30 protein-coding genes and 2 pseudogenes are annotated in these 26,933 nt (G+C 31.5%); 12 read left to right on the top strand and 20 right to left on the bottom strand.

Features of this window, described 5'->3' with window-relative positions; genetic code table 11:
* Positions 1-274: 274 nt before the first annotated feature.
* The 4 genes from AC0L5U_RS00745 (at position 275) to AC0L5U_RS00730 (ending at position 2,865) form a co-directional block, all read left to right on the top strand.
* Positions 275-1,132 carry a sulfatase-like hydrolase/transferase gene (locus AC0L5U_RS00745; protein ID WP_473414108.1) on the top strand — a complete coding sequence of 286 codons (858 nt, stop codon included), beginning with the start codon at positions 275-277 and terminating at the stop codon, positions 1,130-1,132.
* Positions 1,081-1,860 carry a sulfatase-like hydrolase/transferase gene (locus AC0L5U_RS00740; RefSeq protein WP_473414107.1) on the top strand — a complete coding sequence of 260 codons (780 nt, stop codon included), beginning with the start codon at positions 1,081-1,083 and terminating at the stop codon, positions 1,858-1,860. The genes AC0L5U_RS00745 and AC0L5U_RS00740 overlap by 52 nt, the downstream gene beginning before the upstream one ends.
* 173 nt (positions 1,861-2,033) lie before the next feature.
* On the top strand, positions 2,034-2,621 hold the full coding sequence (locus AC0L5U_RS00735) for an alpha/beta hydrolase family protein (RefSeq protein WP_473414106.1): 588 nt from the start codon (positions 2,034-2,036) through the stop codon (positions 2,619-2,621).
* Positions 2,578-2,865 (top strand): hypothetical protein, encoded by a 288-nt coding sequence (locus AC0L5U_RS00730; RefSeq protein WP_473414102.1) that lies wholly within the window; start codon positions 2,578-2,580, stop codon positions 2,863-2,865. Before AC0L5U_RS00735 ends, AC0L5U_RS00730 begins: the two co-directional genes overlap by 44 nt.
* Positions 2,866-3,081: 216 nt before the next feature.
* On the opposite strand, the gene AC0L5U_RS00725 is transcribed toward AC0L5U_RS00730, so the two are convergent.
* The 14 genes and pseudogenes from AC0L5U_RS00725 to AC0L5U_RS00660 all read right to left on the bottom strand — a co-directional run bounded on the left by AC0L5U_RS00725 (position 3,082) and on the right by AC0L5U_RS00660 (position 15,516).
* Positions 3,082-3,786, bottom strand: a complete 705-nt coding sequence (locus tag AC0L5U_RS00725; protein WP_473414101.1) for a response regulator transcription factor — start codon at positions 3,784-3,786, stop codon at positions 3,082-3,084.
* Between the two features lie 4 nt (positions 3,787-3,790).
* A pseudogene (locus tag AC0L5U_RS00720) lies at positions 3,791-5,360 on the bottom strand (sensor histidine kinase).
* A 77-nt stretch (positions 5,361-5,437) separates the two neighbouring features.
* Entirely contained in the window at positions 5,438-6,025 is a 588-nt protein-coding gene (gene coaE / locus AC0L5U_RS00715) for a dephospho-CoA kinase (protein WP_473414100.1), read from the bottom strand.
* Entirely contained in the window at positions 6,022-6,567 is a 546-nt protein-coding gene (locus AC0L5U_RS00710; RefSeq protein ID WP_473414099.1) for a CdaR family protein, read from the bottom strand. The genes coaE and AC0L5U_RS00710 overlap by 4 nt, the downstream gene beginning before the upstream one ends.
* Positions 6,568-6,982: 415 nt before the next feature.
* Positions 6,983-7,990, bottom strand: coding sequence for a glycosyltransferase family 2 protein (locus AC0L5U_RS00705; protein WP_473414098.1), 1,008 nt, complete (start codon positions 7,988-7,990; stop codon positions 6,983-6,985).
* 64 nt (positions 7,991-8,054) lie between these two features.
* Positions 8,055-8,873 carry an enoyl-ACP reductase FabI gene (locus AC0L5U_RS00700; RefSeq protein WP_473414096.1) on the bottom strand — a complete coding sequence of 273 codons (819 nt, stop codon included), beginning with the start codon at positions 8,871-8,873 and terminating at the stop codon, positions 8,055-8,057.
* Between the two features lie 72 nt (positions 8,874-8,945).
* Positions 8,946-10,597, bottom strand: a pseudogene (gene recN, locus AC0L5U_RS00695) (DNA repair protein RecN).
* Between the two features lie 55 nt (positions 10,598-10,652).
* Positions 10,653-11,540 (bottom strand): type IX secretion system protein PorD, encoded by an 888-nt coding sequence (porD, locus tag AC0L5U_RS00690; protein WP_473414094.1) that lies wholly within the window; start codon positions 11,538-11,540, stop codon positions 10,653-10,655.
* A complete protein-coding gene (locus AC0L5U_RS00685) occupies positions 11,533-11,880 on the bottom strand; it encodes a phosphopantothenoylcysteine decarboxylase domain-containing protein (protein ID WP_473414092.1) in 348 nt (115 codons plus the stop codon). Before AC0L5U_RS00685 ends, porD begins: the two co-directional genes overlap by 8 nt.
* A complete protein-coding gene (gene coaBC, locus AC0L5U_RS00680) occupies positions 11,789-12,697 on the bottom strand; it encodes a bifunctional phosphopantothenoylcysteine decarboxylase/phosphopantothenate--cysteine ligase CoaBC (RefSeq protein WP_473416126.1) in 909 nt (302 codons plus the stop codon). Before coaBC ends, AC0L5U_RS00685 begins: the two co-directional genes overlap by 92 nt.
* A 139-nt stretch (positions 12,698-12,836) precedes the next feature.
* Positions 12,837-13,175 (bottom strand): DNA-directed RNA polymerase subunit omega, encoded by a 339-nt coding sequence (locus AC0L5U_RS00675; RefSeq protein ID WP_473416125.1) that lies wholly within the window; start codon positions 13,173-13,175, stop codon positions 12,837-12,839.
* Entirely contained in the window at positions 13,175-14,002 is an 828-nt protein-coding gene (locus tag AC0L5U_RS00670) for an outer membrane protein assembly factor BamD (protein ID WP_473414091.1), read from the bottom strand. The genes AC0L5U_RS00675 and AC0L5U_RS00670 overlap by 1 nt, the downstream gene beginning before the upstream one ends.
* Positions 14,003-14,119: 117 nt before the next feature.
* Positions 14,120-14,995, bottom strand: coding sequence for a 4-hydroxy-tetrahydrodipicolinate synthase (gene dapA, locus AC0L5U_RS00665; protein WP_473414090.1), 876 nt, complete (start codon positions 14,993-14,995; stop codon positions 14,120-14,122).
* A 2-nt stretch (positions 14,996-14,997) separates the two neighbouring features.
* Complete coding sequence (locus tag AC0L5U_RS00660; RefSeq protein WP_473414089.1) at positions 14,998-15,516, bottom strand: DUF6913 domain-containing protein; 519 nt, start codon at positions 15,514-15,516, stop codon at positions 14,998-15,000.
* A gap of 243 nt (positions 15,517-15,759) precedes the next feature.
* On the opposite strand from AC0L5U_RS00660, the gene AC0L5U_RS00655 reads away from it, so the two are divergent.
* Positions 15,760-16,137: a DoxX family membrane protein gene (locus AC0L5U_RS00655; RefSeq protein ID WP_473414087.1), complete on the top strand. Its 378-nt coding sequence runs from the start codon at positions 15,760-15,762 to the stop codon at positions 16,135-16,137.
* A gap of 11 nt (positions 16,138-16,148) precedes the next feature.
* On the opposite strand, the gene AC0L5U_RS00650 is transcribed toward AC0L5U_RS00655, so the two are convergent.
* The 4 genes from AC0L5U_RS00650 to AC0L5U_RS00635 all read right to left on the bottom strand — a co-directional run bounded on the left by AC0L5U_RS00650 (position 16,149) and on the right by AC0L5U_RS00635 (position 20,272).
* Positions 16,149-16,844: a hypothetical protein gene (locus tag AC0L5U_RS00650; RefSeq protein WP_473414086.1), complete on the bottom strand. Its 696-nt coding sequence runs from the start codon at positions 16,842-16,844 to the stop codon at positions 16,149-16,151.
* An 80-nt stretch (positions 16,845-16,924) separates the two neighbouring features.
* On the bottom strand, positions 16,925-18,928 hold the full coding sequence (gene ligA / locus AC0L5U_RS00645; protein WP_473414085.1) for an NAD-dependent DNA ligase LigA: 2,004 nt from the start codon (positions 18,926-18,928) through the stop codon (positions 16,925-16,927).
* Positions 18,928-19,785, bottom strand: coding sequence for a peptide chain release factor N(5)-glutamine methyltransferase (prmC, locus tag AC0L5U_RS00640; RefSeq protein WP_473414082.1), 858 nt, complete (start codon positions 19,783-19,785; stop codon positions 18,928-18,930). Before prmC ends, ligA begins: the two co-directional genes overlap by 1 nt.
* 10 nt (positions 19,786-19,795) lie before the next feature.
* On the bottom strand, positions 19,796-20,272 hold the full coding sequence (locus AC0L5U_RS00635) for a GNAT family N-acetyltransferase (RefSeq protein WP_473414081.1): 477 nt from the start codon (positions 20,270-20,272) through the stop codon (positions 19,796-19,798).
* Between the two features lie 53 nt (positions 20,273-20,325).
* On the opposite strand from AC0L5U_RS00635, the gene AC0L5U_RS00630 reads away from it, so the two are divergent.
* The 4 genes from AC0L5U_RS00630 to AC0L5U_RS00615 are packed head-to-tail and all read left to right on the top strand — an operon-like array spanning position 20,326 to position 23,001.
* A complete protein-coding gene (locus AC0L5U_RS00630; protein ID WP_473414080.1) occupies positions 20,326-20,781 on the top strand; it encodes an LEA type 2 family protein in 456 nt (151 codons plus the stop codon).
* On the top strand, positions 20,778-21,785 hold the full coding sequence (ribD, locus tag AC0L5U_RS00625) for a bifunctional diaminohydroxyphosphoribosylaminopyrimidine deaminase/5-amino-6-(5-phosphoribosylamino)uracil reductase RibD (protein ID WP_473416124.1): 1,008 nt from the start codon (positions 20,778-20,780) through the stop codon (positions 21,783-21,785). Before AC0L5U_RS00630 ends, ribD begins: the two co-directional genes overlap by 4 nt.
* A complete protein-coding gene (locus AC0L5U_RS00620) occupies positions 21,778-22,389 on the top strand; it encodes an HAD family hydrolase (protein WP_473414079.1) in 612 nt (203 codons plus the stop codon). Before ribD ends, AC0L5U_RS00620 begins: the two co-directional genes overlap by 8 nt.
* A gap of 3 nt (positions 22,390-22,392) precedes the next feature.
* Entirely contained in the window at positions 22,393-23,001 is a 609-nt protein-coding gene (locus AC0L5U_RS00615) for an IMPACT family protein (protein ID WP_473416123.1), read from the top strand.
* A 2-nt stretch (positions 23,002-23,003) separates the two neighbouring features.
* Here AC0L5U_RS00615 and AC0L5U_RS00610 read toward each other — a convergent pair whose 3' ends face one another.
* A complete protein-coding gene (locus tag AC0L5U_RS00610; protein ID WP_473414077.1) occupies positions 23,004-23,402 on the bottom strand; it encodes an acyl-CoA thioesterase in 399 nt (132 codons plus the stop codon).
* A 184-nt stretch (positions 23,403-23,586) separates the two neighbouring features.
* Between AC0L5U_RS00610 and dnaA the strand changes: the two genes are divergently transcribed.
* The 3 genes from dnaA (at position 23,587) to AC0L5U_RS00595 (ending at position 26,258) form a co-directional block, all read left to right on the top strand.
* Positions 23,587-25,014 (top strand): chromosomal replication initiator protein DnaA, encoded by a 1,428-nt coding sequence (gene dnaA, locus AC0L5U_RS00605; protein ID WP_473414076.1) that lies wholly within the window; start codon positions 23,587-23,589, stop codon positions 25,012-25,014.
* A 12-nt stretch (positions 25,015-25,026) separates the two neighbouring features.
* Positions 25,027-25,479 carry a low molecular weight protein-tyrosine-phosphatase gene (locus AC0L5U_RS00600; RefSeq protein ID WP_473414075.1) on the top strand — a complete coding sequence of 151 codons (453 nt, stop codon included), beginning with the start codon at positions 25,027-25,029 and terminating at the stop codon, positions 25,477-25,479.
* A 62-nt stretch (positions 25,480-25,541) separates the two neighbouring features.
* Complete coding sequence (locus AC0L5U_RS00595; RefSeq protein WP_473414074.1) at positions 25,542-26,258, top strand: SAM-dependent methyltransferase; 717 nt, start codon at positions 25,542-25,544, stop codon at positions 26,256-26,258.
* A gap of 6 nt (positions 26,259-26,264) precedes the next feature.
* On the opposite strand, the gene AC0L5U_RS00590 is transcribed toward AC0L5U_RS00595, so the two are convergent.
* Positions 26,265-26,930 (bottom strand): lysozyme family protein, encoded by a 666-nt coding sequence (locus AC0L5U_RS00590; RefSeq protein WP_473414073.1) that lies wholly within the window; start codon positions 26,928-26,930, stop codon positions 26,265-26,267.
* Positions 26,931-26,933 lie beyond the last annotated feature (3 nt).

The following is a 26,933-nucleotide window of genomic DNA, read 5'->3' as shown; positions in this document are numbered from 1 at the left end:
AGTATATAAAAATTGTTAGTTTTAGCTAAACCAAAATTTGTTGGATTTTTGTTACGTCTGATTTTCCAGCGGTAAATCCTCGCACACAAACCCTCAACTATTCTGACACGCAACCGTTCTGCTTCATTATTACCAATCGTTAATAAAACAATAAACATGTATGAAGAATCAATATAATGCCAGAGCTAATTAATTAACTGATAAATATGGATAAAACAGACAAAAGAATCAAACTTCTCTTCTCAGTCTTACTAGCATCTACAATTGTGCTATCATGCACAGAACAAAAAAGAAAAAAGAAATTACGAAGAAACCCAATATAGTGTTAATCGTTGCCGATGATTTGGGATTTGGCGATATCGGTTGTTATGGCGGAGATATTCAAACACCAAACCTTGATGCATTGGCGCGTAGAGGGATTAAATTTAGCAGTTTTCATACGGCTCCCATGTGTGCGCCTACTCGGGCCATGTTGCTTTCTGGAAATGATAATCACATTGCTGGAATGGGTGCCCAAGACAATGTTACAGAAATATTTGGATATGAAGGAAGGTTAACCAATCGGGTTGTTACTATTCCCACTTTATTGAGAGACCGTGGTTACCATACGTATATGGCAGGTAAATGGCACCTTGGCAAAACGCCTGAATCCAATCCACATCAAAAAGGATTTGAGCACTCTTTTGTTTTACTCGAAGGTGCTGGAAATCACTACAACAACCGAAGTGCCCTCTTTAAGGAATTATCTAGTTATACAGAAGATGGTGTCTCAACATCATGGATAGAAGGCAATTATTCCACAGATTTTTATACCGATAAATTGATTGAATACATAGATTCTGATAAAGGGGATAACAAACCCTTCTTTGCATTTGCTGCTTACACATCCCCACATTGGCCGTTGCAGGTTGATAAAAAATATTGGAAAAAGTACAAAGGTAAATATGACGACGGATATGAAAAATTACGAGAACGAAGATTGTCGAGCCTCAAAAAGCGGGAATCATTCCAAATGATGCCATTGCTCCACCCAGTCATGAACGCGTATTGCCTTGGGATTCTTTATCAAATCAAGAACAGATGGAAGAAGCCAGAAAAATGGAATTGTATGCTGGCATGGTTGACAATTTAGATCACAATATTGGTAGATTGATTAAACACTTGAAAGACATAGGTGAATATGAAAATACGCTATTTGTATTCATGTCGGACAATGGCGCCGCAAATAGAGACTTTATAAATGATGATAGATTCCCGAGTTTAAAGGAATATTACAACGATGACTTTGATAACATGGGAAATGCCAATTCCTATATTTCTTATGGTCCACAATGGGCGGAGGCTGGTTCTTCTCCCTTTAGGTATTACAAAGACTTTGCAACCGAAGGAGGTACAAACACAACGATGATTATTTGTGGCCCGAATGTGAATAGAAAAAATGAAATTCACCATGGCTTTACAAGTCTTTTGGATTTGGCGCCTACTTTTTATGAAGTGGCTAATGTGACCTATCCAGTAACCTATAACGGGAATGATGTCTATCCTTTAAAAGGAAATTCGCTCATTCCATTTGTCTCTGGAAAATCAAATGAAATTCATGATTCAACTTATGTGTTCGCGCTGGAGCATTACGGCAATGCGATGCTGAGAAAAGGGAATTGGAAAATCACAAATTTTACAAGACCATTCAATATTGAAAATTTCGCGCTTTACGACCTATCAAATGACATTGGAGAGCAAATCGATCTTAAGGAATCGGAAAAAGAAAAGTATGCAGAGCTTCTAGACGAATGGATTAGGTTTTCTGATGAAATAAAGATTCAAGTTCCAACGCCTAGACCTACCGACAAAGGGTTATAAGACATTTTTAAGAAACGAAAGCACATACAAAGATGTGTATAGCTCATTACGGCTGAATTTCCTCAATGAAAATTCAATCTTATTAATTATCTTTCCGCTACAACGGATAATGACTCGCGTCCTTTTCCAAAAAAAACATACACAAATACGTTGGCAGTCATTAAAGCGAACAAATGAAAAAAATCGTAATACTATCTAATTCGGAGACACTATCAGCTACCCTTTTTGAAGCTAAAAAAGATAATCCTGTGGTTATTATCGCCTCAGCAACGGGTGTAAAACAGGAATATTATCAAAAATTTTCCACTTATCTGTCTGACAACGGAGTTTCGGTTCTCACATTTGATTATAGTGGTATTGGTGGTTCATTAACAATACCAATTAAAGAACTAAATAACAATGCTGCTGATTGGGGCAAAAATGACTTGGAATGTGTTATGCAATACGTGATAAAAAATTACCCCAACTCTAAAAAAGTAATTATTGGACATAGTATAGGTGGTCAACTCATTGGGTTGGCTAAATCTTCGACTAAATTTGATAAAATAGTACTTGTTGCTGCCCAGTCTGGTTATTGGAAATTTTGGAAAGGAATTGACAGAATAAAAATGTGGTTTAATTGGTATATTTTATTTCCTGCTCTTATAAATTTATTTGGGTATCTCAAATCAAAAAAGCTGAGTGGAATGGAAAATCTACCAAAAATGTGGCTGACCAATGGCGAAATTGGGGAAAAAACCAGATTATATACAAAGCGATAAGTCAATAGACTTAAAATACTATGATAAAATTGAACTTGAAATTAGTGCATTTAGTATTGATGATGATGATTTTGCCCCAAAAAGAGCGGTAGAATGGATGACCAATCAGTATCGAAATTCAAAAATCAAGTCAATTCATTTAAAACCTACTGATTTTAGTGTTAAAAGAATTGGACATTTTGGCGTGTTTAAAGAAAAGTTTAGAACTACAATATGGAAAATATTACTAAAGGAAATAAAATAACGAACTGCCAATAATGTATATAACAAATAAAAAAACATGAGTAAGCCGCAACAGTAAGTGCATTAGGGATTGAAGTGGATAGCCCACAGTTTTTGCGCCTTAGCGCAAAAGCGAGGACTTGGAATGGAAAGCCCGATCCGACCTTAGGAGGGTAACGACCAAAACAAAAAAATCCAACTGAAAGCTGGATTTTTTATTTCTGTACTATTTAATTTTCTAGGTGTTTACTACCAATCTGAAACCTTCGCCGTGGATGTTTAAAATTTCCACTTTTTCGTCTGGTTTTAGGTACTTACGTAATTTGGCGATGTATACATCCATACTTCGTGATGTGAAATAATTATCGTCACGCCAAATTTTAGTTAACGCTAACTCGCGAGGCATTAAATCGTTTTCATGTAATGCCAACAAACGCAATAACTCATTTTCTTTAGGCGATAGTTTTACGGGTTCTCCGCCATCAAATTTTAGGAAACGAAGTTTAGAGTTTAAATCAAAACGACCGATTTTAAATTCGAATTGTTTACTATCTGAAATGGTTTCGGTAGCTTTACGCTGTATGATGGCTTTTATTTTCATCAATAACACTTCGCTATCAAAGGGTTTGTTTAAATAGTCGTCTGCACCAACTTTGTAGCCTTTAAGCACATCCTCTTTCATGGCTTTAGCGGTTAAAAACACAATTGGTACATCGGTGTTTTTTTCACGGATTTCCTTGGCTAAGGTAAAGCCGTCTTTATATGGCATCATGACATCTAGGATGCATAAATCGTAATCGTCTTTCTTGAATTTCTCAAAGCCTTCCATACCGTTTTTGGCATGTACTACATCATAATCATTCATCATTAAATAATCTCTGAGTACTGTCCCAAAGTTTGGATCGTCTTCTACTAATAAAATTTTCTTGTTTTGTTCTTCCATAATTTTATGATATTAAAGGCAGTTTTATGGTAAATGTACTTCCTTTTCCTTTTTCACTTTCTACTGATACGAACCCTTGATGGTCGTCTACTATTCGCTTAACATAGGCCAAACCTAAACCGTGACCTTTTACGTTGTGTATGTTTCCTGTGTGTTCTCTATAAAATTTTTCGAAAACACGTTTTGCAGCGGCTTTACTCATACCACTCCCTTGATCTTGTATTTTTAATAAAATATTTGTGCCTACATTTTCTGTAAATACATCTATTTTTGGTGCTTCTGGAGAATACTTAATGGCATTATCCAGCATATTTACTATTACATTGGTAAAGTGTGTTTGGTTTGCTAAAATTGATGATTGCTGAGCATTTAAATGGGTTTTTATATACCCTTGTCTGTCTTCAACTATCAATTCTACATGTGTTATAGCATCTTCAACTAAGTCGTGTAATTCTACACGTTCCTTACTAATATTTAATTCGTTTTTTTCTAGTTTAGATATTCTCAATACATTTTCTACCTGAGCATGCATACGTTTGTTTTCTTCCTTAATCATATTGAGATAACGCACTACTTTAGTTTTATCATCAATGATTTTTGGATTTTTAATGGCGTCTAGAGCTAAATTTATAGTCGCAATAGGCGTTTTAAATTCATGCGTCATGTTATTGATAAAATCTGTTTTTATTTGTGCAATTTTACGCTGTTTTACTAATTGAAATAAAGCACTTGAATATGCCAAAATTATAATTAATGTAAACACTATTGATAATAAAATCATACCTATAATAGACGATAAAATATGAGTTCTATCGTTTGGAAAATTTACCAGTAGCTTATAATTACTTCGGTTATTTTCGTCATAGAATATTGGAATACTCTCTGTGTAGCCATCATCTTTTTCAAAACCATCACTATATACTTTTGTTGCTAAATCTCTGCTATAGATTGCAAATTCAAAATCTATATCAATATTGTTTTCGCTGAGTTTTGTGGACAATAATTCTGAAATTTCATCTTTTGAAACACGTTTATGGACGGGTATTGTTTTTGCGTGTGCCTTAAAGTTTTTATCAAAACTATTTCGTTCTGCTTCTTTTAAGCGTCCACTATTCATAATGTTTAGAATAGCATTCTTGCCTAAATCTTTGTTAGAAAGATCGGTTCCTGTAATGACTTGCATTTCAGATTTTCCAATAATATTTTTGATATCAATACTATCTAAACCAATGTCAAAGAGCGATGAAGACAACTTATAGTTTTCTTCTAAAATGTTGCTTTTATAAATTAATGTTTCTTTAGTGCTATTATTTTGCTGATAAATAAAAAGCTGTGAAACTGCAGCTGAGTCTTTTTTCTTTTCATTATCTAAACTTTGAAAACGCTCAAAATACGTGTCTAACTCTTTTTTCAATAGCGTTGGACACATAACTTAATGCTCTTTTTACATTAAATTTGAATCTATCTTTCTCATTTTCAACAGCACCATTAATAAAATATGCTTGAACAAAAATGATTCCGGCTAGCGATAAACTCATTAAAATTATCAGAAGGACAAATACTTTTTTGCTCATTAGTCAAATTTAACATTTTAACATTTAGTCAACTTATCATTTAACCTTACATTAACAAAAATGTGGAAGTATGCTATTTATTGTGTCTTAGAAAGTATTTGTTGATGAATCTCTACAACTTGAAGCTTCATGTTTTCAAGTGCTTTATTTGAAATTACAAAATCGGAAAGCTCCACTTTTTCAGCATCACTCCATTGATTTTTCATGATGGCTTTTATTTTTTCTTCTGAAGTGTTATCTCGCTTTAGCAAACGTTTTATTCGTAGTGGTTTTGGTGCTGTTACAACAATTGTATAATCACATTGCTTATTACCGCCATTTTCAAATAAAATGGCCACTTCTTTTATAACATAAGGTGCATCTTGTTTTGCTATCCATTTTTCAAAATGTCTAGCAACTTTAGGGTGCACAATACTATTCATTTTTGATAAATACGCTTTATCATTAAAGATGATATTTGCAATAAATGGTCTGTTGAGTTTACCATTTAGATAAGCTTTATCTCCAAAAAGTGCTATTAATTTTCGTTTAATGACTTTAGATCTATTCATCAACTTTTTAGCCTCTACATCAGCAATATAAACAGGAATTCCTAAAGTTTGAAACTCTTTAGCAACAGTAGTTTTACCACTACCAATTCCTCCAGTAAGCCCTACAATAATCATTTTAATATTATAAATTCTATTTGTTGTTGACTCAGTTTTATACGCTTTACATTTTCTGGAAATCTTACAATTTCTGGAACTAAATTAGATTGTGCATTATTCACTTTTTTAAAATCGCAAATTACCTTAAAATCATTTGATGAAATTGAATTAAAATGACTCAAACTTGTGTAATACGACACTTTAATTTCCTTTGGAAAATATTTTATGGATAAACTGTCTGGTAAATTGATAACATCAACTGGTATTTTAACTGTGCCTTCAGTAAACTTTTCAACTTCTCCTATAATCTCTACATTTTTAACCGAAAACTTTAAATTCTTTTGATGCTCTGGAAGTATAAGCTTTGCTTTTTTAGAAATATATTTCTTTACATTACTTAGTGTGACTAGTTCTGTTTCTAAATGATCTAATTGTTGCACCAAATCATGGGGCCCAACAATAACCACAGAATCTGGTCGTGTTCTGTAATGTTCTAAAACATCAAAACCCGGAGCAAAATTAATATCCGTATTTGTTATAACTGGTATTTTTTTTACCAAGTTAGTATCATATTTAAATACCAAAGTATCAGGACTGATATCTAAAAGTTTAACTTGATTTTGAAATTGTTTCTTCTCATTTAAATAGGAAATAGCTTTATTGTAAACGTATGCTCCTTTTGAATTAGAAACTTCTTTTGAAAAATCTATAGTAATTTCTGGTGTTTTAAAATAGTATTTTAACCATCTAAAACCATGAGTTTTAAGTGTGAGTTCTAATTTATGATTGGAGTCGTTTAAAATGACTTTTTCCTGTGGAACATTGATTTTTTTATATTGAAAGTAGCTGTATTTGTATAGTCTTTTGAAAGTTTTGTAAAAATTAAGATAACGAATGCAAAAAACAGAAACAACAGAAATACGTTAAGTCTTTTGTTCTTAATAGAAGTTAATAATTCTGTTTTGAGTTTTTTTATCATTTGAGTTTGAAGAATAATTTTGGAAAATGTACTTCTGGTTTTTTGTTTAAAAGCTGAATTGCAAAAGTGGATTTTAAAAACCCATAACCATAACCGAAAAATTGAATTACAATTGCCCCTATTGCTAAAATTGAAACTATAATATTTTTAGTAGTTACTATAGCCAAAATGAATGCAATACCAAAATACAACCCAAATACCATAATTGGTAATATGATATTAAAAATAGCCATCACTATTGAAATCAAGAATCCGATACTAAAAAGTAAAGGAAACCAATAGGTCACTTTTTTTGTGCTAGGGTGCCATTTGTTTAAAATAGGGCGTACTAATCCAAATTTGTGGACTTGTTGGTAAAATTTCTTCAAAGAAATACGGCGCTTGTGAAACACAATTGCTTCTGGTATTAGTTTGGTTTTAAAACCTAAATTCCAAAGTCTGATTGATAAATCTGGATCTTCTCCTGGATGAATTTGTCCAAAACCTTTAGAAGCTGAAAATGCTTTTTTAGAAATTCCCATATTAAAACTTCTAGGCTGAAATTTATCCAAAGCCTTTTTATGCCCTCTAATACCTCCTGTAGTTATAAAAGACGTCATAGAAAAGTTAATCGCTTTTTGCAAATTGCTAAACGATTCGTGTGCTGCATCTGGTCCACCAAAACAGTCTACATAATCACTCTTAAGGCTTTTATTTACTTCGCTTAAATAGTTTTCAGGTAAAATAACATCACTATCTAAAATAATAAAGTAATTACCTTTAGCATGTTGCATACCGTAATTTCTAGAATCTCCTGGACCGGTATTGGTCTTAAAAAAATAGGAGATATTTAAATCACTCTTATACCTATCAATTACTGCTTCTGAAGTTTCATTAGAACCATCTTCTACGATGACGATTTCATATTGAGAATCTACTTTTAGGGCTTTAAAACTCTGCAAAAGTTCGTCTATCTCATCAGGACGATTATAGACAGGAATAATAAATGAAAACTGTAATTGCATAACACAAAAGTAACAAAAAAGCCACCGTTTTAATGGTGGCTCTTCATTCTATAATTTAAAAATTTTATTCTTCTCCTGTAAACGTACTCATTACAGCATCACTTACGCCCATGTTGCTAAAACCTCCATCATTATACAAGTTTTGTAATGTTACTCTTTTAGTTAAATCACTAAACAATGTAACAGTATAGTTTGCACAGTCCATGGCTGTTGCATTACCAAGTGGCGACATTTTTTCTGCATAAGAAATAAACCCATCAAAACCCTTTACACCACTACCTGCTGTTGTTGGTGTTGGCGATTGAGAAATTGTGTTTACGCGTACTTTTTTATCTCTACCAAAGAAATACCCAAAACTACGGGCAATACTTTCTAAATACGCTTTATTATCAGCCATATCGTTATAATCAGGAAATACACGTTGAGCAGCCATATATGTTAGCGCAACAATACTTCCCCACTCATTCATGGCATCTTTTTTATAAAGTGTTTGCATTACTTTATGGAAAGACATTGCAGAAACATCAGTTCCTTTTTGTGTCCATGCATAGTTTTGGTCAGTATAATGCTTTCCTTTTCTAACGTTTATAGACATACCAATAGAATGTAATACAAAGTCGATTTTACCTCCTAAAATACCCATAGATTGCTCTATTAAATTTTGGATATCTTCTTCTGAAGTAGCATCGGCAGGAATAATCTGAGATCCTGTTTTTTCAGCCAACTCATTAATTTGCCCCATACGCATTGCAACTGGTGCATTGGTTAAAACAAATGTTCCGCCTTCTTCATGTACTCTTTCTGCTGTTTTCCAAGCAATTGAATTAGAGTCTAATGCTCCGAAAATAATACCTCTTTTTCCTTTAAGTAAATTGTAAGCCATATTTTAGTTAGTTATAGTTTTTAATTTAATAATTCAAAAATACTAAACTTTCAACGTTAATCAGAAAGTTTTTTAATTAAGTAATTCCTTAGCATGCGCAATGGCGGAAGATGACAAATCGGTTCCTCCTAACATTTGTGCAATTTCCACAATCCTATCGTCATGATTTAGTTTCACTAAATTAGTTTGAGTTTGATTATTTACATCCTCTTTGTATACTTTAAAATGTGAATGGCCTTTAGCTGCTATTTGCGGTAAATGCGTAATTGAAAACACTTGCATATTTTTACTCATTTGCAGCATAATATCTCCCATTTTGTTTGATATTTCTCCTGAAACTCCAGTATCTATCTCATCAAACATGATGGTTGGCAACTGGATATAATTAGATAGTACTAACTTAATAGCCAGCATAATTCGAGACAACTCGCCCCCTGAAGCCGCTTTTTTTAATGCGTTAAAATTACCACCTTTATTTGCTGAGAACAAAAATGATAATTCATCTTTTCCATTTGAAAAATAAGTATCGGTAGTCATCAAATCTATCTTAAATTGGGCATTTGGCATACCTAAATCATTCAAAATAGCTTGTAACTGTTGTGTTAAATCAGGAATAGCTTTACTTCTTTTATTATGAATATTTTTAGAAATGCTGTTTAATTCTGCTGCTTTATCTGAGATTTCTTTTTCTTTATTTAGAATAGTCTCATCTAGATTTTGAGTTATTTCAACTTTCTCTGACAACTGCTCCCTAATTTCTATTAATTCTGAAACTTCTGACACTTGATGTTTTTGCAGCAAATTATGAAGCGCTTGTAATTTAGAATTTACCGTTTCCAATCTGTTTGGATTAGCTTCTATACTTTCTTGCAATACATCAACTTCGGCAAAAATATCGTCAATTTCAATTAAACTACTATTCACTCTTTCAAATAAGTCCTCATATTTTGAAGATAAACTCGATAACTTCTGAAGGTTATTTTTTAAGCTTGTAATTGTAGTAATAGCACCAACCTGTTCATCACTTAATAATTGGTATGCTTCAGATAAACGTTCTTTTATGGCTTCAATATTATTGAGTGTTTCGTACTCTTCTTCAAGAGATTTTATTTCTCCTTCAACTAAATTGGCTTCTACCAATTCATTTAATAAAAAAGAATTGTAATCATATTCTTTTATAGCATCAGACTTTAAATTTTGTAAGTCTTCTAACTCAGTTTTAAAAGTCTTATAAAACTTTAAATTACTCCTGTAATCTGAAAGTTCAATATCGATATTTGCCAGAGCATCAATAACCTGAAACTGAAAATCATTTTGTGTTAATTGTAAGGTTTGATGTTGTGAATGCACATCGATTAATCGTTCTCCTAAAAGTTGCAAACTATTTAAATTTACTGGAGAATCATTTACAAAAGCTCGTGACTTACCCGATGGCAAAATCTCTCTCCTTATGATAGTTTGTGTTTCAAAATCTAAATCTTCAGCTTCAAAAAGTGATTTTAAATTATAGTTTGAAATATTAAAAACTGCCTCAATGATGCACTTTTTTCGGTATCTTTTAAACTACTTAAATCTGCTCTTTTACCTAAAATTAAAGATAAGCCACCCAATAGAATAGATTTACCTGCACCAGTTTCACCAGTTATGATTGTAAAACCATCATTAAAATCGACCTGTAAATGATCAATTAAAGCATAGTTTTTGATGGTAAGGGATGTTAGCATTTTCAGTATTAAGTATTCAGTTTGCAGTACTCAGTTATGCTTATGATGTTAAAATCTAAAACGATATATTACGCCATTTACTAGAATGCATAGGTGCCACTTTTTGTAAAATATCTTTAAGATTAGCAATATTAATTTGTGGTCCTCCACTAAATACTTGTTCTATCTCTTCTGCTTTGGCATCAAAAAATGTTCTTAATAAAAAAGAATTTGGTCTTCTACTATTCATAGCATTAAACCGAATTAAACTCTTGGATATTTCAGTTTTACCGCCTTTAACATCTTCACTCATTATATCTAAACCTAAACGATGATAATCATACATTACATTTCTAAATTCTTTAAATGTTGTAGAAAGTACATTATCTATAAGCACAAATCTGCTTGTTAAACCATCTTCTAATTTCCACCCTTTAAAGTTTTCGCCTTGCGAATAATTTAAAATAGTTTGGGCTTGTTTGTAATATGCTTGCCCGCCATTTTTCTCATAAGAATCCGCATCTAAAGCTAACATCATATAAATATGAAAAGACAACACAGAAATTAAATTTGATGAATATTGATTTGCATTATAAATTAAATTCTGAAACTCTAAATACCTGAATGTAAAATCTTTATCATTAAAATTATAAATAGGCGTGCTGTAAGACGAGCCATAAATTGGTCGTGAGGATTGTACTTGAATACTCGCTTTGAATATTTCTCCGCTATATTCGGTAATGATAATATTCATACTGCAATTAATCAACTCCTGAGGTGCAAAAGTTTTTTTAGTCCACTTTGTATTATTTACAAATTCAGTTAATTGTTTTTCTAGGTTTTTAAAAATTTGAAGGTTATCATTACCCGTTTGTTGCGAGTTCACTACAACAGTACAATTTAGTTCTTGAGCAAACCCAAGTGAACCTAAACATAATAATAGAATGACTAAAAAATTACGCATGTATTTGCTTTACTATTTCGTTTAATAAATCTTCGGCTACTTTGGCTTTAGACTTTAATTGAAACTCGGTTATATTGTTTTTATTATCAATAAAGGTTACTTTATTTGTATCGCCTTTAAAGCCAGCACCTTTATCTTGTAACGAATTTAAAACAATTAAATTTAAATTCTTCTTTTTTAGTTTTTGTTTTGCGTTTTCCAACTCGTTATTGGTTTCTAAAGCAAAACCAACTAAAAATTGCTTCTTTTTAATAACTCCTAAAGATGCTAGTATATCTTTGGTGCGTTCTAACTCTAAAGTTAAGGTATCTGACTTCTTTTTTATCTTTTTGAAGCGCAACTTCTTTTGGTTTAAAATCTGCAACAGCTGCAGAAAGTATCGCTACATTTGTATCATCAAAATATTTATGTACCTCTTCATACATTTCACCTGCACTTGTAACAGGTACAACGTGTATTAAACTATGAGTAACTTTTTGATGAGTTGGCCCAGTAATTAAAATCACCTCAGCACCAAATTTTGCAGCAGCTTTGGCTATTTCAAAGCCCATTTTACCACTTGAATGATTCCCGATAAACCGAACAGGGTCTATAGCCTCATATGTTGGGCCAGCAGTAATTAATACTTTTTTTCCTTTTAGAGGTAGTTTTTCTAAAATATCAGCTTCTACAAAAGCTATGATATCTTCGGGTTCTGCCATTCTGCCTTCTCCTACTAAACCACTTGCTAATTCACCACTTGTGGCAGGAATCATAATATTTCCAAAAGATTTTAGTTTTTCGAATGATGCATTTGTAGATTCGTGTTTGTACATATCTAAATCCATAGCAGGAGCAAAATACACAGGACACTTTGCTGAAAGATATGTTGCCAACAACAAATTATCTGAGCCACCATGAGCCATTTTTGACAATGTATTCGCGGTTACTGGTGCTATCACAAAAATATCTGCCCAGAGTCCTAAATCTACATGGTTATTCCAAACAGCATTATCATCATCTTCATTTGTAAAAGAAGAATACACAGGGTTTTTAGAAAGTGTAGAAAGTGTAAGTGGTGTTATAAATTCTTTAGCAGAAGGTGTCATCACTACTTTTACTTGAGCTCCAGATTTTATAAACAATCTCACTAACGATGCTGTTTTGTAAGCAGCAATACCCGCAGTTATACCCAGTAATATTTTTTTCCACTTAATACACTCATAAAAGAAAACCTATGATTAATAACCAAACAAACTCCAATACCATGTATTAAAACGGTATTGGAGTTTAGCTAATGGTGTTTAAATTTAGAAATTATTCTTGAGAATCTTCCTCAGTATTTCTAAAATAAATTTTATCAGTAAGCCATTCTTGAACAGCTAAAGCATGAGGTTTTGGTAATTTTTCGTAAAATTTAGATACCTCAATTTGCTCTTTATTTTCAAAAATCTCTTCAAGACTATCATTGTAAGTTGCAAACTCTTCCAACTTATCAATCAATTCTTTTTTGATTTCAGTATTGATTTGTTCTGCTCTTCTAGCAATTATAGAAATAGACTCGTAGATGTTCTCCGTTGGCTCGTCTACTTGATTTCTGTCATACGTTACCGTATTTACGGGAGCAGTTGTTTTTTTAAATCCATCATTATATATTAACTTTTTGCACTATAAGTTTCTAATTCTTCTTCTAATTTTGATGCCATTTTATTTGCATCTTCGATATATCTGGAGTCAGCATATGCTTTTTTAAAGCCTAAATAATATTCTTTTGCTTCTTCTAATCTGTTTTTTCTCAATTTCACAATACCCTCAGCAGTATTTTTATATTCAATACTTCTTACCGCTAACTTGTATGCAGCATCTAATCTATAAAACAAAGCATCTTCACGTAAAGTTGAACCCGGAAATTGAAATAGAAAATTATCAAACGATTTTATAGATGCCTTTAAATCTGATATCGTATTGTATTGCTTTGCAATTTCAAATGCTTTTTTCTCTAATTTAAAATCTAATTCTTTGATTAAAGTATTTGCTTCTGCAACATGCTCAGAATTAGGATATATATTTATAAATTCTTGCAATTTCTCTATTGCATCCCTTGTTTCCTTTTGTTCCTTAGAATATCTAGGAGACAACATGTAATAACTTTTAGCACTTAAAAAAGCGGCTTCTTCTTTCTTTTCGCTTTTAGGATAACTAGACACAAAACGCTCAAACTGATAACCAGAAACGTAATAATCTCTCATCTTAAAAAAAGAACTGGAATACAAGTACATCAATTTTTCAGCCTGTGGTTTCCCTTTGTAATTAGGTACTATTTGAGCAAAAAGTCTGTTTGCTTTATCAAATTTCCCTTCTTTATAAAGTGAATCGCCCATTTTAAATTTTGCAGCAATATCTTCGTTTTTTAGAACCTTTTGATATTCGCTACAAGAGCTAAATAAACAAGCTAATACTAATATGCTAAAAATGTATTTCATAATTTTAAACAAGATGCAAAATTACACTTTTAAAATGTAATTTAAAAATATTATTTCTAAGCGAATTTAAATCTTGAAATGTAATCCTAGCGTGGTTTAAGTAAACTTTAACACTAGTTAAATTCCGCAACAAATTGTTTGATTTTTTTGTAATCCTTCAGAAGCTGGTACAAGCGGTAATCTTACAGTATCACCACATAAATTTAAAGCTTGAAAAACAGCTTTGATACCTGCTGGATTATTTTCTTCAAAAATATAATCAATAACATCCATTAATTTATAATGCAATTTATAAGCAGCTTTAGCATCACCTTTTAATCCTAAACGAATCATATCTGAAAATGCTTTTGGAAATGCTTGCCCAATTACCGAAATAACTCCTGAGCCACCTGCTAGAGTAACACCTAACGCTAAATCATCATCACCAGAAATAACCAAAAAGTTTTCAGGTTTGTTTTTTAATAATTGTAAATAGTTTGAAATATTATTTCCAGCTTCCTTAACACCTACAATATTCTTAAAATCATTAGCTAAACGAATTGTAGTTGCTGGCTCTAAATCCTTTGAAGTACGCCCTGGTACATTATACACAATAACATCAACTGGACACGCCTCAGAAATAGCTTTAAAATGCTGATAAATCCCCTCTTGGGTTGGCTTGGTATAATACGGAGAAACAGATAAAATAGCATCAATATTACTTAAATCAGTAGTATTAATTTCTTCAATAACTGCATTAGTATTACTACCACCAATACCTAAAACCAATGGCACTCTTCCGTTATTTATTGCAATAATAGTATCGGTTATAACTTTCTTTTCTTCTTTAGTAACCGTTACACTTTCAGCGGTAGTCCCAGATATTACCAAATAATCTGTTCCGTTTTCTATATTGAAATTTACTATATTTTTAAGCGCATCATAATCTACACTTAAATCTTTTTTAAATGGCGTAACCAATGCAACTCCAGTTCCTAGAAACTTACTATTCATTTTTAAATTTTATTTAATACTGTTAAATATTTTACAACCTCGTCTCCAAATATCTTAGATTCTTTAATTTTTGTTTTAATTATTAAATCGTTTAAACGAGCTTCGGTTTGCAAAATTCCGATTTTAAATTTAGATTTTGATAATGCTGTTAATAATTTTAATTCCAAATGTTCTTTAGTGTAATAACTTATTAAAACATCAAAAGGTTCATCTAAAAAAGATTGGAGTTCCATATTTTTTATTTCTCCTTTCCAACCAAAATCTTTCGAATTAAAACAAGTATCCCAAGCATTTCCATGACTTTTTAAATCTGGCGTGTAGGCAATAACTTTTATTTTATTCGAATGTACTTTCAAATGAGATGCTAAAACATTGAAAACATTAAAATTATCAATCTCTTCAAGATTTAAAATTACACCTAAGCTTTTAATTTTACTACCATCAACGTTTACTTTACGTTCTGATAACAATTTGTTTAAATACTTTTTATTGGATTTTTCTTTAAAAGCCTTTAAAATCATTTAAATTATACTTTCCGCAAAGGTAGCAAAAGTACATACAAAACATAGCGAAATATTGCATTACCAATTTAATACACAATAAATACATTTTTAACGCACTTCGTTGTAATAAAACTTAAGAAAAACGCATTGAAATTAAAAGCAATAAAATTAGTAAGCGAAGACCCTTTATCTATTATTTTGTTTAATTATGAAAAGTTTCTATGTTTTTTGCGTCTAAAATTTTAATCAAACCAAAATAAAATGAAAAAATACATTCCGTTAATACTTCGCATTATTGTTGCTTTAATTTTAATACAAACTTTACGATTTAAATTTTTAGCACATCCCGATAGTGTTTATATTTTTGAAACAGTTGGCTTAGAACCTTTTGGAAGGATAGGCATTGGTGTAGTTGAATTAATTGCTGGTATACTATTATTAATACCAAAAACTGTTTGGGCAGGTGCTTTATTAACTTTAGGAGTAATTGGAGGTGCTATTTATATGCACTTAACACAATTAGGAATAGAAATTAAAGGAGATGGAGGTTTGCTTTTTGGGACTGCACTTTTCACATTTATAGTATCTGCAATTATCGCATACATTTATAAAAAAGACATTCCCTTTTTAAAACTTTAAAAACTATTTGATTAATATATTGAGTTTGAAATTTTATAATTAAGCTTTGTTTGTTGGTATAAAAAGAAAAAACCAACAACCGCTAATGTAATGGTTAAAAAGCTTAACAAGTTTTGATGATAAGCATACAAATAGGTTACATTTATTACCTCAGAAAAGACAATACAGATTGCCCCAATAAGTAGGTAAAACGCTTTTCTACTTTCTTGATGAAAGTAATTTAACAATGCTAAAGACAAAATTAATAACATAGACACATTATAGGTTATCTCAATAAAATATTCAGAACCTGCATAAGGGTCAACCATATCAAGCAATTTATAGGCAATGAAAAAATTTAGTACAAACAGTACTAAAATCGAAAATTTATATTGTTTTAATATTTGCCTCAAATTGAGACTTTTACCTATTTCGATGACTAATGCCACGTATGCCAAAATATATAAGGAATTTCCAACAAAATAATAAATAATATCTGAAAACATATCAGAAACAAATACCATTAAATCTGATATAGAATACAATACTAAAAAAGTAATAAAGTATATTGATTTTTTTTCTGTACCACAGAAGTAACCAAGTGTTAAAATTGGCAGTATTAAAGAACTGAAACATTGCGCTTGAAATATATTTCCTGAAAACAGAAAATATATAAAAAGGAAATAAACAATACCTACTAAAAATGCTAATAGTTTGGGGCTACACATAAAAGTACTTAATCTTTAGAAATCAAATATATAAAAAAATACAATTAATCGATAAAAAAATGCATTTTATCGTTAAAATTTTACATTTTATTAATTTTTTGTAGGAATTCAACCTCAGAAATTAATAAAACCCCCAAAGATTCAGCTTTATTTTTTTTACTTGGCCCCATTTTATCGCCAGCAACTACAAAACTAGTTTTTGATGAAATAGAACTACTTACTTTTCCACCATTATCTTCAATTAGTTTTTTTAGTTCAGTTCTAGTTACATGCTCAAAAACTCCTGAAACCACAATAGATTGCCCTTTTAGAATATCGGTTTGACCCTCTAATTCTTCAGAAGAAATCTCCAATTGCACACCAAACTGCTTTAATCTATTAATAGTTTCAACATTTTCTTCAGAAGAAAAAAACAATTTTACGCTTTCTGCTATTTTAACCCCTATTTCATCAACATTTTCTAAATCTTCCTGAGAAGCGTTTATAATGCCATCAATAGATTTATAATGTTTTACTAGTTTTTTGGCTACCGTTTCTCCCACATAGCGAATCCCAATAGCATACAACACACGCTCAAAAGGAATGTTTACTGATGCTTTAACACCATTTATTAAGTTTTCAGCACTTTTTTCTGCCATTCGTTCCAAAGGAATTACCTGCTCAACAGTCAATTCATATAAATCAGAATAATTGGAAATTAAACCTTCATTTACCAAAAGTGCAACAGTTTCTCCTCCTAAACCTTCAATATCCATAGCTTTTCTAGAAATATAATGCTGAATTCTACCAATTATTTGAGGGTTACACCCATTGTAATTAGGGCAATAATGTTTTGCATCGCCTTCGGTTCTCACCAATTCGGTTTCACATTCAGGGCAATGGGTAATATATTGGGTAGGCAGGGAATCAATTGGGCGTTGGTCAAAATCTACACTAATAATCTTTGGTATAATTTCTCCACCTTTTTCAACAAAAACAGTATCTCTTTCTCTGATATCTAACTTTTCAATTTGATCTGCATTGTGAATAGATGCACGTTTTACTGTAGTTCCTGCCAACTCAACAGGTTCTAAATTTGCTACTGGTGTTATTGCACCTGTTCGCCCTACTTGATAGGTAATTTCATTTAGTAAGGTTGAAACTTGTTCTGCTTTAAACTTGTACGCCATTGCCCAACGTGGCGATTTGGCTGTATATCCCAACTCTTCTTGCTGTTGTAAATTATTGACTTTAATTACTACACCGTCTGTTTCATAAGGCAAATCGTGACGTTTAACATCCCAATAGTTAACAAATTCTAAAACTTCATCAACAGACTTTGCTAATGTTGTAGCTTCAGGAACTTTAAACCCCCATGACCTTGCTTTTTCCAAACTCTCAAATTGAGATAAAATCCCTAGATTATTACCTGTTAAATTATAGAGCAAACATTCTAAAGGTCGTTTTGCAACCTCGGCACTATCCTGAAGCTTTAAACTCCCAGAGGCAGTATTCCTGGGGTTTCTATAAGGTTCTTCTCCATTAGCAAGTCGCTCTTGATTCATTTTATTGAACCCATCAAAAGGCAATACAATTTCTCCTCTTATATCGAATTTTGACGGATAGTCTCCTTTTAGTTGTAACGGTACGGATTTTATGGTTTTTACATTCGCGGTAACATCATCGCCCTGAAAACCATCGCCTCGGGTTACTGCTCTTAGTAATTTTCCGTTTTCATAGGTTAAACTTATGGATGCACCATCGTATTTTAATTCGCAAGTGTAAAACACATCGCCATCTACCATTTTTTTGATACGGGTTTCCCAATCCAATAAATCGTCTTTAGAATAAGAATTATCCAAAGAATACATGCGATGTTCATGTTTTATGGTTTCAAAATTTTTGGTTACTTCTCCCCCAACGCGCTGTGTTGGCGAATTGGCATCATAAAATTCTGGATGCTGTTCTTCAAGCTCTTGAAGTTCTTTTAATTTAATATCAAACTCAAAATCTGAAATGGTTGGATTATCTAGAACATAGTAATTGTAATTATGTTCTCTTAACTTGTTTCTTAAAGTTTCTATGTGTTGCTTTATGTCTTTCATTATTTTATTTCAGCTTTAACCATTCTATCCTTGTCAAAAATATCTTTTTTCAATACTATATTTTTAAAATTACAACGCCTTAAAAGTTCTACCGTTTCTTTACCCAAATATTCATTAATTTCAAAAAACAAGTACCCATTTTCATCTAGTGCGGCATTAGCATAAGCACTAATAGCCTCATAAAATAGTAAAGGATTGTTATCTTTTACAAACAATGCCAAATGTGGTTCATTTTCTAAAACATTGGGTTGCATCATGTTTTTTTCTAATTCTCGCACGTAAGGCGGATTTGAGACGATAATATCAAAGTTATGAGATGCTGAAAAATGCTCAGCATAACTAAGTGATAGAATATCCTCGTTTATAAATTCAATAGATACATCATTTAATTCAGCATTATGTTTAGCGATCTCTAATGCTTCTTTACTAACATCAAGCGCGAAAACTTTGGCATTCGGTAGGTTTTTTGCTAAAGAAATTGCGATACAACCACTACCTGTCCCTATATCTAAAATATGTAGTTCTTTGTTTTTATCAAAATCATTGATAATCCATTCTACCAATTCTTCAGTTTCAGGCCTTGGTATTAATACATTTTCATTCACATAAAAAGGCAAACCATAAAATTCTGTTTTACCTATTATATATTGTATCGGTTTGTATTGTTTTAAAAGTTCGATGGCTTCTAAAATAGCCTTTGGGTTTTCTATTTCTAATGCTATATCCATTGCTAATTGAATTCCAGAAATGCTATAATAACTTTCAATCAACAAATAAAAAAAACTATCAACTTCTTCATTTGGATAAAGTCCGTACAATTCTGCTCGAAAGGTATTTTGAATCTCTTTTAACCTCATAAATCTTTTATCATCCAAACACCACAGGAATAATGCCCTGTGTTTCCCAATGCCCTTCTAAATGTTTAAAACCAAAACTTTCGTAGATATGAATTGCAGCTTTTAACTGTGGCGCAGATTCCAAGTAACATTGATCATACCCAAATTGTTTTGCTTGCTTCAAACATGTATCAAACAATAATTTCCCAAAACCTTTTCCTCTCACTTTTGGAGAGAAATACATTTTTTGCAATTCACAAATATTTCCTTCAGCATTGTTTAAAGACTTAATACCCCCGCCGCCCAAAACTTCATCATCTTTAGCAACAACATAATATACTTCATTTATATTTTGGTATGCTTCAAACATTTTTGGTGTTTCACTATCAGTATAAGCAGTACCTTCTAAAGGAATTTTAAATTCATGAAAGCAAGCTCTAATAACTTGCTCTAATTGCTCATTATCTTGTGGCCTAATTTCTCGAATAACTATAGTATCTTTATCCACTTAAATTTGTGTTTTTCCGAAAGTGAAAGATACAGTAATTCTAAAAAAACCATATGAAACGTTTTCTATTATTATTAACAATAATTACTTGTTTTTTCAACTGTAAAGTAAAAGAGAAACCTGTTTTTGTAAACGTTGAAAATATTAAAGTAGTAGAATCTAATTCTAAACACATTATACTTTCTGCTGATGCATTATTTATCAACCCAAATGATATTGGTGGCGAACTAAAAACTGATGAAATTAAAATTTTTGTAAATGAAAATGAAGTTGGTTATGTATCAACCGAAAGTTTTAAAGTACCTGCTAAAAAAGAATTTTCTATTCCGCTGAAAGCAACAGTCCCAATCGATAGTCTAATAAGCGGTAAAAGCATTGGCGGTTTAATAGGAAGTTTATTTAGCCAAAAAATGAAAGTACATTACAAAGGAGATATTATTTATAAAACCTTAGGGTTTTCATACACTTACAAAGTTGACGAAACTGAAGATGTAAAAATTAAACTATAACATTGAATCACGAATCCTATATAAAACGCTGCATACAAATCGCCAAAAACAGTTTAGGGTCCACCAGACCAAACCCTATGGTTGGCTGCGTAATTGTTGTAGACAACAAAATTATTAGTGAAGGCCATACAAGTGCTTACGGTGGTAATCATGCAGAGGTTAATGCTATTAGTTTAGTTAAAGATAAATCAATACTAAAAAAAGCGACTTTATATGTAACGCTAGAACCTTGCTCGCATTATGGAAAAACACCGCCTTGCAGTGATTTGATTATTAAATATGGTATTCCAAATGTAGTTATTGGTTGTATTGATGATAACGTTCAAGTGGCAGGAAAAGGCATTAAAAAACTGGAGGATTCTGGTGCGAATGTTACCGTTGGTATTTTAGAAAAAGATTGCAAAAAACACCACAAACGCTTTTTTACATTTCATAATAAAAAACGGCCATATATTATTTTAAAATGGGCAGAAACTAAAGATGGTTTTATTGCTCCTGAAACTAAAACAGTAAAATCTCCTATTTGGATTACAAATAAGTACTCTAGGCAATTGGCGCATAAATGGCGTGCAGAAGAACAGGCTATTTTAGTTGGTACAAATACAGTTTTAGAAGACAATCCGGGTTTAACGGTTAGGAATTGGACTGGCAAAAACCCAATACGAATTGTTTTAGATAGAGAAACAAAACTATCAAAAACGTTTACAGTTTTTAATGATGAAGCTGAAACGATAGTTATTAACAAAAATACTATAGATTTTTCAAAAAACGTAGCACAACAAATTTGCAATGTTCTTTATAGGAAAAACATTAATTCAGTTATTATTGAAGGTGGTGCAAAAACATTGCAAACATTTATTGATGAAAATATTTGGGACGAAGCACGTGTTTTTACTGGGAATACAAATTTCAACAAAGGTGTAAAAGTTCCAAAATTTTCTGGAAATTTGATTTCCGAAGAACACATCCAAGCAGATATTCTTAAAATCCACACCAATGATTAAAACAATTATTTTTGATTTTGGTAATGTGTTTATTAATCTTGATATAGAAAGTGCTTTTCAAACAACTTTGAAAAAACTAAATATTGAATCGCTTTCAGAAGATATTATTGAAATCAATAGAATTTATGAAATCGGACAAATATCAACTTCAGATTTTATTGATTTTTATGCTGAAAAGTTTCCTCATTTAACACATCAAGAATTAATCGATTTATGGAACCTGATTTTAAAAGACTTTCCTAAGTACAGATTAGATTTTTTGAAAACACTTAAATCTCAGAACTCATATCAACTCATTTTATTGAGCAATACCAACGAGCTTCATATTAATTGGATAAAAGAAAATTTGTCGTTTTATAATGAGTTTAAATCTTGTTTTGACGCATTCTATTTGTCTCATGAAATTCAACTGAGAAAACCAAATACCGATATTTTTGAATTTGTTTTAAAAAGGCACCAACTACAAGCTGATGAATGCCTTTTTATAGATGATAATGCAGATAATATTAATGCTGCCAAAAATATGCACATTAATACTTGGCATATTACACCATATGTAGAAGATGTATCAGCACTTTTTGAAACTAAATCGTATTTATTTTAAGTGATAAATGCATCTGACACATATAAAACCATTTTCAAAAACTCCGAGGCTATTCTTTTTAAAGAGAAGAACAGTAAATTTTTTGGTTATGCATTTTCTGTTTTAAATAAAAATGACATAAAGCTACATCTGGAACAGATAAAAAAAGAGCATCATTCAGCAAGACATTGGTGTTATGCCTATCAATTAGGAACAGAACAGATTACTTTTCGTGCTAATGATGATGGCGAACCCAATAATTCTGCAGGTATGCCAATTTATGGACAAATCCAATCTTTTGACGTTACCAATATTCTTATAATAGTTGTCCGTTATTTTGGAGGTGTCAAATTAGGCGTTGGCGGTTTAATTCAGGCCTATAAAACCACAGCACAATTAACACTAGAATCCTGCAAGATTATTCAAAAAACCATAAATGTTCAATACAATATTTCGTTTGAGTATAAGCACATGAACAAAGTGATGCGTATTATCAAAGAAAAGCAACTCAATATTATTAACCAGAAATTAGAATTGAGCTGCGAAATAACAATTTCAGTAAGACTGAAGGATTCTGATAAAACCTTTAAATCTTTTGAAGAAATTTTCGGAATTTCTATCAAAAAAATTTAGAATCACTCTTTAATAAGGTCTAAAATATACTTTGGCGCTCTTGTAGGTCTATTAGTTTTCATATCAATAAAAACTAAAGTGGTGCTAGCTGTAGTTAAAATCGCGCCACTTTCGTCGGTTATTTCATATTCAAATTCAATCTTTGCTGTTGGTCTATTTTTTAGTTGAGTTTTTACATTAATTAGGTCATCATAACCCGCTGATTTTTTATAATTTAAGGACATAGAAACTACAGGTAACATGATACCATCCTCTTCCATCTTCTTATAAGAAATTCCAAGCTTACGCAGCCATTCAATACGCCCCATCTCTAGATATAATGGGTAATTGCCGTGATAGACCACTCCCATTTGGTCTGTTTCACCATATCTCACTCTTATTTGTATTTCATCGATTTTCATAGCATTATATCAATATTTTTTTGTAGTTTCGGCTGGCAGATAAACATGATGAAAAATTTCTAAATATTCAATAGGTTTTCATTTTTTTTTAGAATTTTGTTCACATATTTGCCACACAATAATAAGGGGGATTAAAGAGGCTCTTCTCTTTAATAAATAATTAACGAAACCAAGAATAAAGTAAATGAGTACAACTGCGCAATCGGTCTGGAACAACTGCCTTAATTTTATAAAGGATAATATCCAACCGCAGGCATATAAAACTTGGTTTGAACCTATTATTGCAGTAAAACTTCAAGAAAACGCTTTAAGTATTCAAGTGCCTAGCAAATTCTTTTACGAATGGCTCGAAGAGCATTATGTTAAAATTTTAAAAGTTTCTTTAACTAAAGAACTTGGAGAAACAGCCAAACTAGTTTACATCATTAAGATGGAAAACACTTATGGCAACAAGCAACCTTTTACTGAAAAAATTCCTAGTTCTAACAGAACATCTGTAAAAGCTCAAGATGTTGATATTCCTTTTGACAATAAAAGTCGCGAACTAAAAAATCCTTTTGTAATACCTGGTATTAGAAATGTTAAGATTGAATCGCAATTAAACCCTAATTATAGTTTTGAAAACTTTTTGGAAGGTGATTCCAATCGTTTGGCAAGAAGTGCAGGATTAGCGGTTGCTGCAAAACCAGGAGGCACATCTTTCAATCCATTATTGATATTTGGTGGTGTTGGTTTAGGAAAAACACATTTAGCACATGCTATTGGTGTTGATATAAAAGATAAATATCCTGAAAAAACTGTACTTTATATCTCAGCTGAAAAGTTTACGCAGCAATATATTGACTCTGTAAAAAAGAACAATCGTAACGATTTTATTCATTTCTATCAAATTATTGATGTTTTGATTATTGATGATGTTCAATTCTTATCTGGAAAATCAGGAACGCAGGATGTGTTTTTCCATATATTCAATCATTTACATCAAAATGGAAAGCAAGTTATCTTAACAAGTGATAAAGCACCTGTTGACATGCAAGATATTGAGCAACGTTTATTATCACGTTTTAAATGGGGACTATCAGCAGAATTACAACACCCAGATTTTGAAACAAGAGTTTCAATTTTAAAGAACAAACTATATCGTGATGGTGTTGATATGCCTGATGATATTGTTGAATATGTTGCAAAAAATATCAAAACCAATGTTCGCGAATTAGAAGGTGCTATTATTTCACTTATTGCACAATCTTCTTTCAACAAAAAAGAAATCACAATAGATTTAGCAAAACAAATTGTTGAGAAATTTGTTAAGAACACAAAACGCGAGGTATCTATTGATTATATACAAAAAGTAGTGTCTGATTATTTCCAAATGGATGTTGACACACTTCAATCTAAAACTCGTAAGCGCCATATTGTACAAGCAAGACAATTAGCCATGTTTTTTGCTAAAAAAATGACTAAGGCTTCTTTAGCAAGTATTGGTTCTCAAATTGGTAAACGCGATCATGCTACTGTGCTTCATGCTTGTAAAACTGTTGATAATTTATCTTCAACCGATAAGCAATTCAGAAAGTACGTAGAAGATATTACCAAAAAACTTTCAGTTTAAATACATTTCAAAATGACTCGAATTCTAATGGTATGCTTAGGCAACATTTGTCGGTCTCCATTAGCAGAAGGTATTTTAAAATCTAAACTTCCAAAAGATAATTTTTTTATTGATTCTGCTGGAACAGCTGCATATCATATTGGTAGTAAACCCGATAGTCGCTCTATTGCTGTTGCCAAAAAATACAGTATTGACATTACAAATCTTTGCGGAAGACAATTTGTAAAACAAGATTTTGATGATTTTGATTTTATTTACGCCATGGACGAATCTAATTTCAAACATATTATAAAAATGGCTAGAAATGATGAAGACATCTCTAAAGTCAAACTTATTTTAAATGAAATTATGCCTGGCGAAAATTTAAGTGTTCCAGACCCGTACTATGGTGGTAATGACGGTTTTGAAATAGTATACAAAATGCTAGATGAATCTTGCAATAAAATTGTTTCAAAATTAAGTTAAGGCTTCCGGATAGCATAAACAGGTTTTTTTACTATTTTTAGCTAAACTATTTCCCATAATATATGAATAACTCCAAAGGAAAATTATATTTAATTCCCACAACACTTGGAGACAACCCGCCACTAGAGGTTTTACCGATTTCTGTAAAAAAAGCCGTTGAAAATATCGATACTTACATTGTAGAAAACGAAAAAACAGCAAGACGATTTATAAAAAAAATAAGCCCTAAAAAATCACAACCATCATTGGAACTTTTTCTTTTAAATAAATTTACACAACCCATAGAACTTCCAGAATTTCTAGAACCATGCTCTAAAGGTTTAGATGTTGGATTATTATCTGAAGCTGGTTGCCCAGGAGTTGCAGATCCAGGAGCTGATGTTGTAAAATTAGCTCATGAAAAAGATATTCAAGTTGTACCTCTGGTAGGACCTTCATCTATTTTAATGGCTATTATGAGTTCTGGTTTAAACGGACAAAGTTTTGCTTTTAATGGATATTTACCAATTGATAAAAATGAACGCAAAAAGGAAATTAAACGCTTAGAGCGTCTTTCATTTGAACAAAATCAATCTCAAATTTTTATAGAAACCCCTTATCGTAACAATAAATTTTTAGAAGATATATATAGAACCGTATCTCCAGAAACTGATATTAGTGTGGCCTGCGATATTACACTTCCAACTGAATACATCAAAACACTACCGGCTAAAATTTGGGCAAAAAAAAATGTAGACCTCCACAAGAGGCCTACAATATTTATAATCCACAAAAGTTAATTTACTTTAGATAGCGTTAACTTTAGCTTTTTTATTTGGTTTTAAAAACGAAGTGTCATATCCCGAAAATCGTTTCATATAATTTGCAATTGTTGTACCGTAACCATCAGAAAAATTATTTAAACCGTAACTTCTTAAATACTTTTTAACACTTCCTGGTCCTGCTAAATGCGCTGCAGCTAGTATTCCAGATTCTGTTATAACAACACCATTTATTCGTTTTCCAACAAATCTATTAATGTCTCTACGTAAAATCCATTTATTACGTTGCGCATTAGCAATAAATGCTTTTTCTTGAAGTTTTGGGTTATTCAAAAATTTCTGAATATTCTTAACACCTATAAGGCTTAAAGTACCTTTTCCAAATTGGTATTTCCCTAAATACCCATAAGTATTAATAGTACGGTAATTACCTCCAGATTCTTTAAAAGCGATAGCTTCTTTAAACCCAACAAACGATTTTCCTAAAAATGGAGAAAACGCTTCGTATCCTGCTTTTGATGTTTCAACATTTTCCTTAATGCCTTCATCTTGACTAACTGTGTAATTTAACACCAAGCCATTGGTTGAATACTCACTTAAATTTACCGTTTCATTTGATGAAAACGATGTGTACATTAGTATACATATTGTAAGTGATAATCCTAAGCACTTTGCAATATTTTTTACCATAGT

It is taken from the genome of Jejuia sp. G7-7 (assembly GCF_055808955.1).
This window is presented reverse-complemented; position numbering and strand designations above follow the sequence as displayed.

Coding starts and splice junctions, on each gene's coding strand:
- AC0L5U_RS00705 (WP_473414098.1), bottom strand. CDS start 7,990: ATGCAATTACAGTTTTCATTTATTATTCCTGTCTATAATCGTCCTGAT.
- dnaA (WP_473414076.1), top strand. CDS start 23,587: ATGAGTACAACTGCGCAATCGGTCTGGAACAACTGCCTTAATTTTATA.
- AC0L5U_RS00660 (WP_473414089.1), bottom strand. CDS start 15,516: ATGATTTTAAAGGCTTTTAAAGAAAAATCCAATAAAAAGTATTTAAAC.
- AC0L5U_RS00600 (WP_473414075.1), top strand. CDS start 25,027: ATGACTCGAATTCTAATGGTATGCTTAGGCAACATTTGTCGGTCTCCA.
- AC0L5U_RS00735 (WP_473414106.1), top strand. CDS start 2,034: ATGAAAAAAATCGTAATACTATCTAATTCGGAGACACTATCAGCTACC.
- dapA (WP_473414090.1), bottom strand. CDS start 14,995: ATGAATAGTAAGTTTCTAGGAACTGGAGTTGCATTGGTTACGCCATTT.
- AC0L5U_RS00745 (WP_473414108.1), top strand. CDS start 275: ATGCACAGAACAAAAAAGAAAAAAGAAATTACGAAGAAACCCAATATA.
- AC0L5U_RS00590 (WP_473414073.1), bottom strand. CDS start 26,930: ATGGTAAAAAATATTGCAAAGTGCTTAGGATTATCACTTACAATATGT.
- AC0L5U_RS00650 (WP_473414086.1), bottom strand. CDS start 16,844: ATGTGTAGCCCCAAACTATTAGCATTTTTAGTAGGTATTGTTTATTTC.
- AC0L5U_RS00670 (WP_473414091.1), bottom strand. CDS start 14,002: ATGAAATACATTTTTAGCATATTAGTATTAGCTTGTTTATTTAGCTCT.
- AC0L5U_RS00700 (WP_473414096.1), bottom strand. CDS start 8,873: ATGGCTTACAATTTACTTAAAGGAAAAAGAGGTATTATTTTCGGAGCA.
- AC0L5U_RS00595 (WP_473414074.1), top strand. CDS start 25,542: ATGAATAACTCCAAAGGAAAATTATATTTAATTCCCACAACACTTGGA.
- ligA (WP_473414085.1), bottom strand. CDS start 18,928: ATGAAAGACATAAAGCAACACATAGAAACTTTAAGAAACAAGTTAAGA.
- AC0L5U_RS00730 (WP_473414102.1), top strand. CDS start 2,578: ATGGCGAAATTGGGGAAAAAACCAGATTATATACAAAGCGATAAGTCA.
- AC0L5U_RS00610 (WP_473414077.1), bottom strand. CDS start 23,402: ATGAAAATCGATGAAATACAAATAAGAGTGAGATATGGTGAAACAGAC.
- coaE (WP_473414100.1), bottom strand. CDS start 6,025: ATGATTATTGTAGGGCTTACTGGAGGAATTGGTAGTGGTAAAACTACT.
- porD (WP_473414094.1), bottom strand. CDS start 11,540: ATGCGTAATTTTTTAGTCATTCTATTATTATGTTTAGGTTCACTTGGG.
- prmC (WP_473414082.1), bottom strand. CDS start 19,785: ATGAGGTTAAAAGAGATTCAAAATACCTTTCGAGCAGAATTGTACGGA.
- AC0L5U_RS00620 (WP_473414079.1), top strand. CDS start 21,778: ATGATTAAAACAATTATTTTTGATTTTGGTAATGTGTTTATTAATCTT.
- AC0L5U_RS00630 (WP_473414080.1), top strand. CDS start 20,326: ATGAAACGTTTTCTATTATTATTAACAATAATTACTTGTTTTTTCAAC.
- AC0L5U_RS00725 (WP_473414101.1), bottom strand. CDS start 3,786: ATGGAAGAACAAAACAAGAAAATTTTATTAGTAGAAGACGATCCAAAC.
- AC0L5U_RS00740 (WP_473414107.1), top strand. CDS start 1,081: ATGGAAGAAGCCAGAAAAATGGAATTGTATGCTGGCATGGTTGACAAT.
- AC0L5U_RS00655 (WP_473414087.1), top strand. CDS start 15,760: ATGAAAAAATACATTCCGTTAATACTTCGCATTATTGTTGCTTTAATT.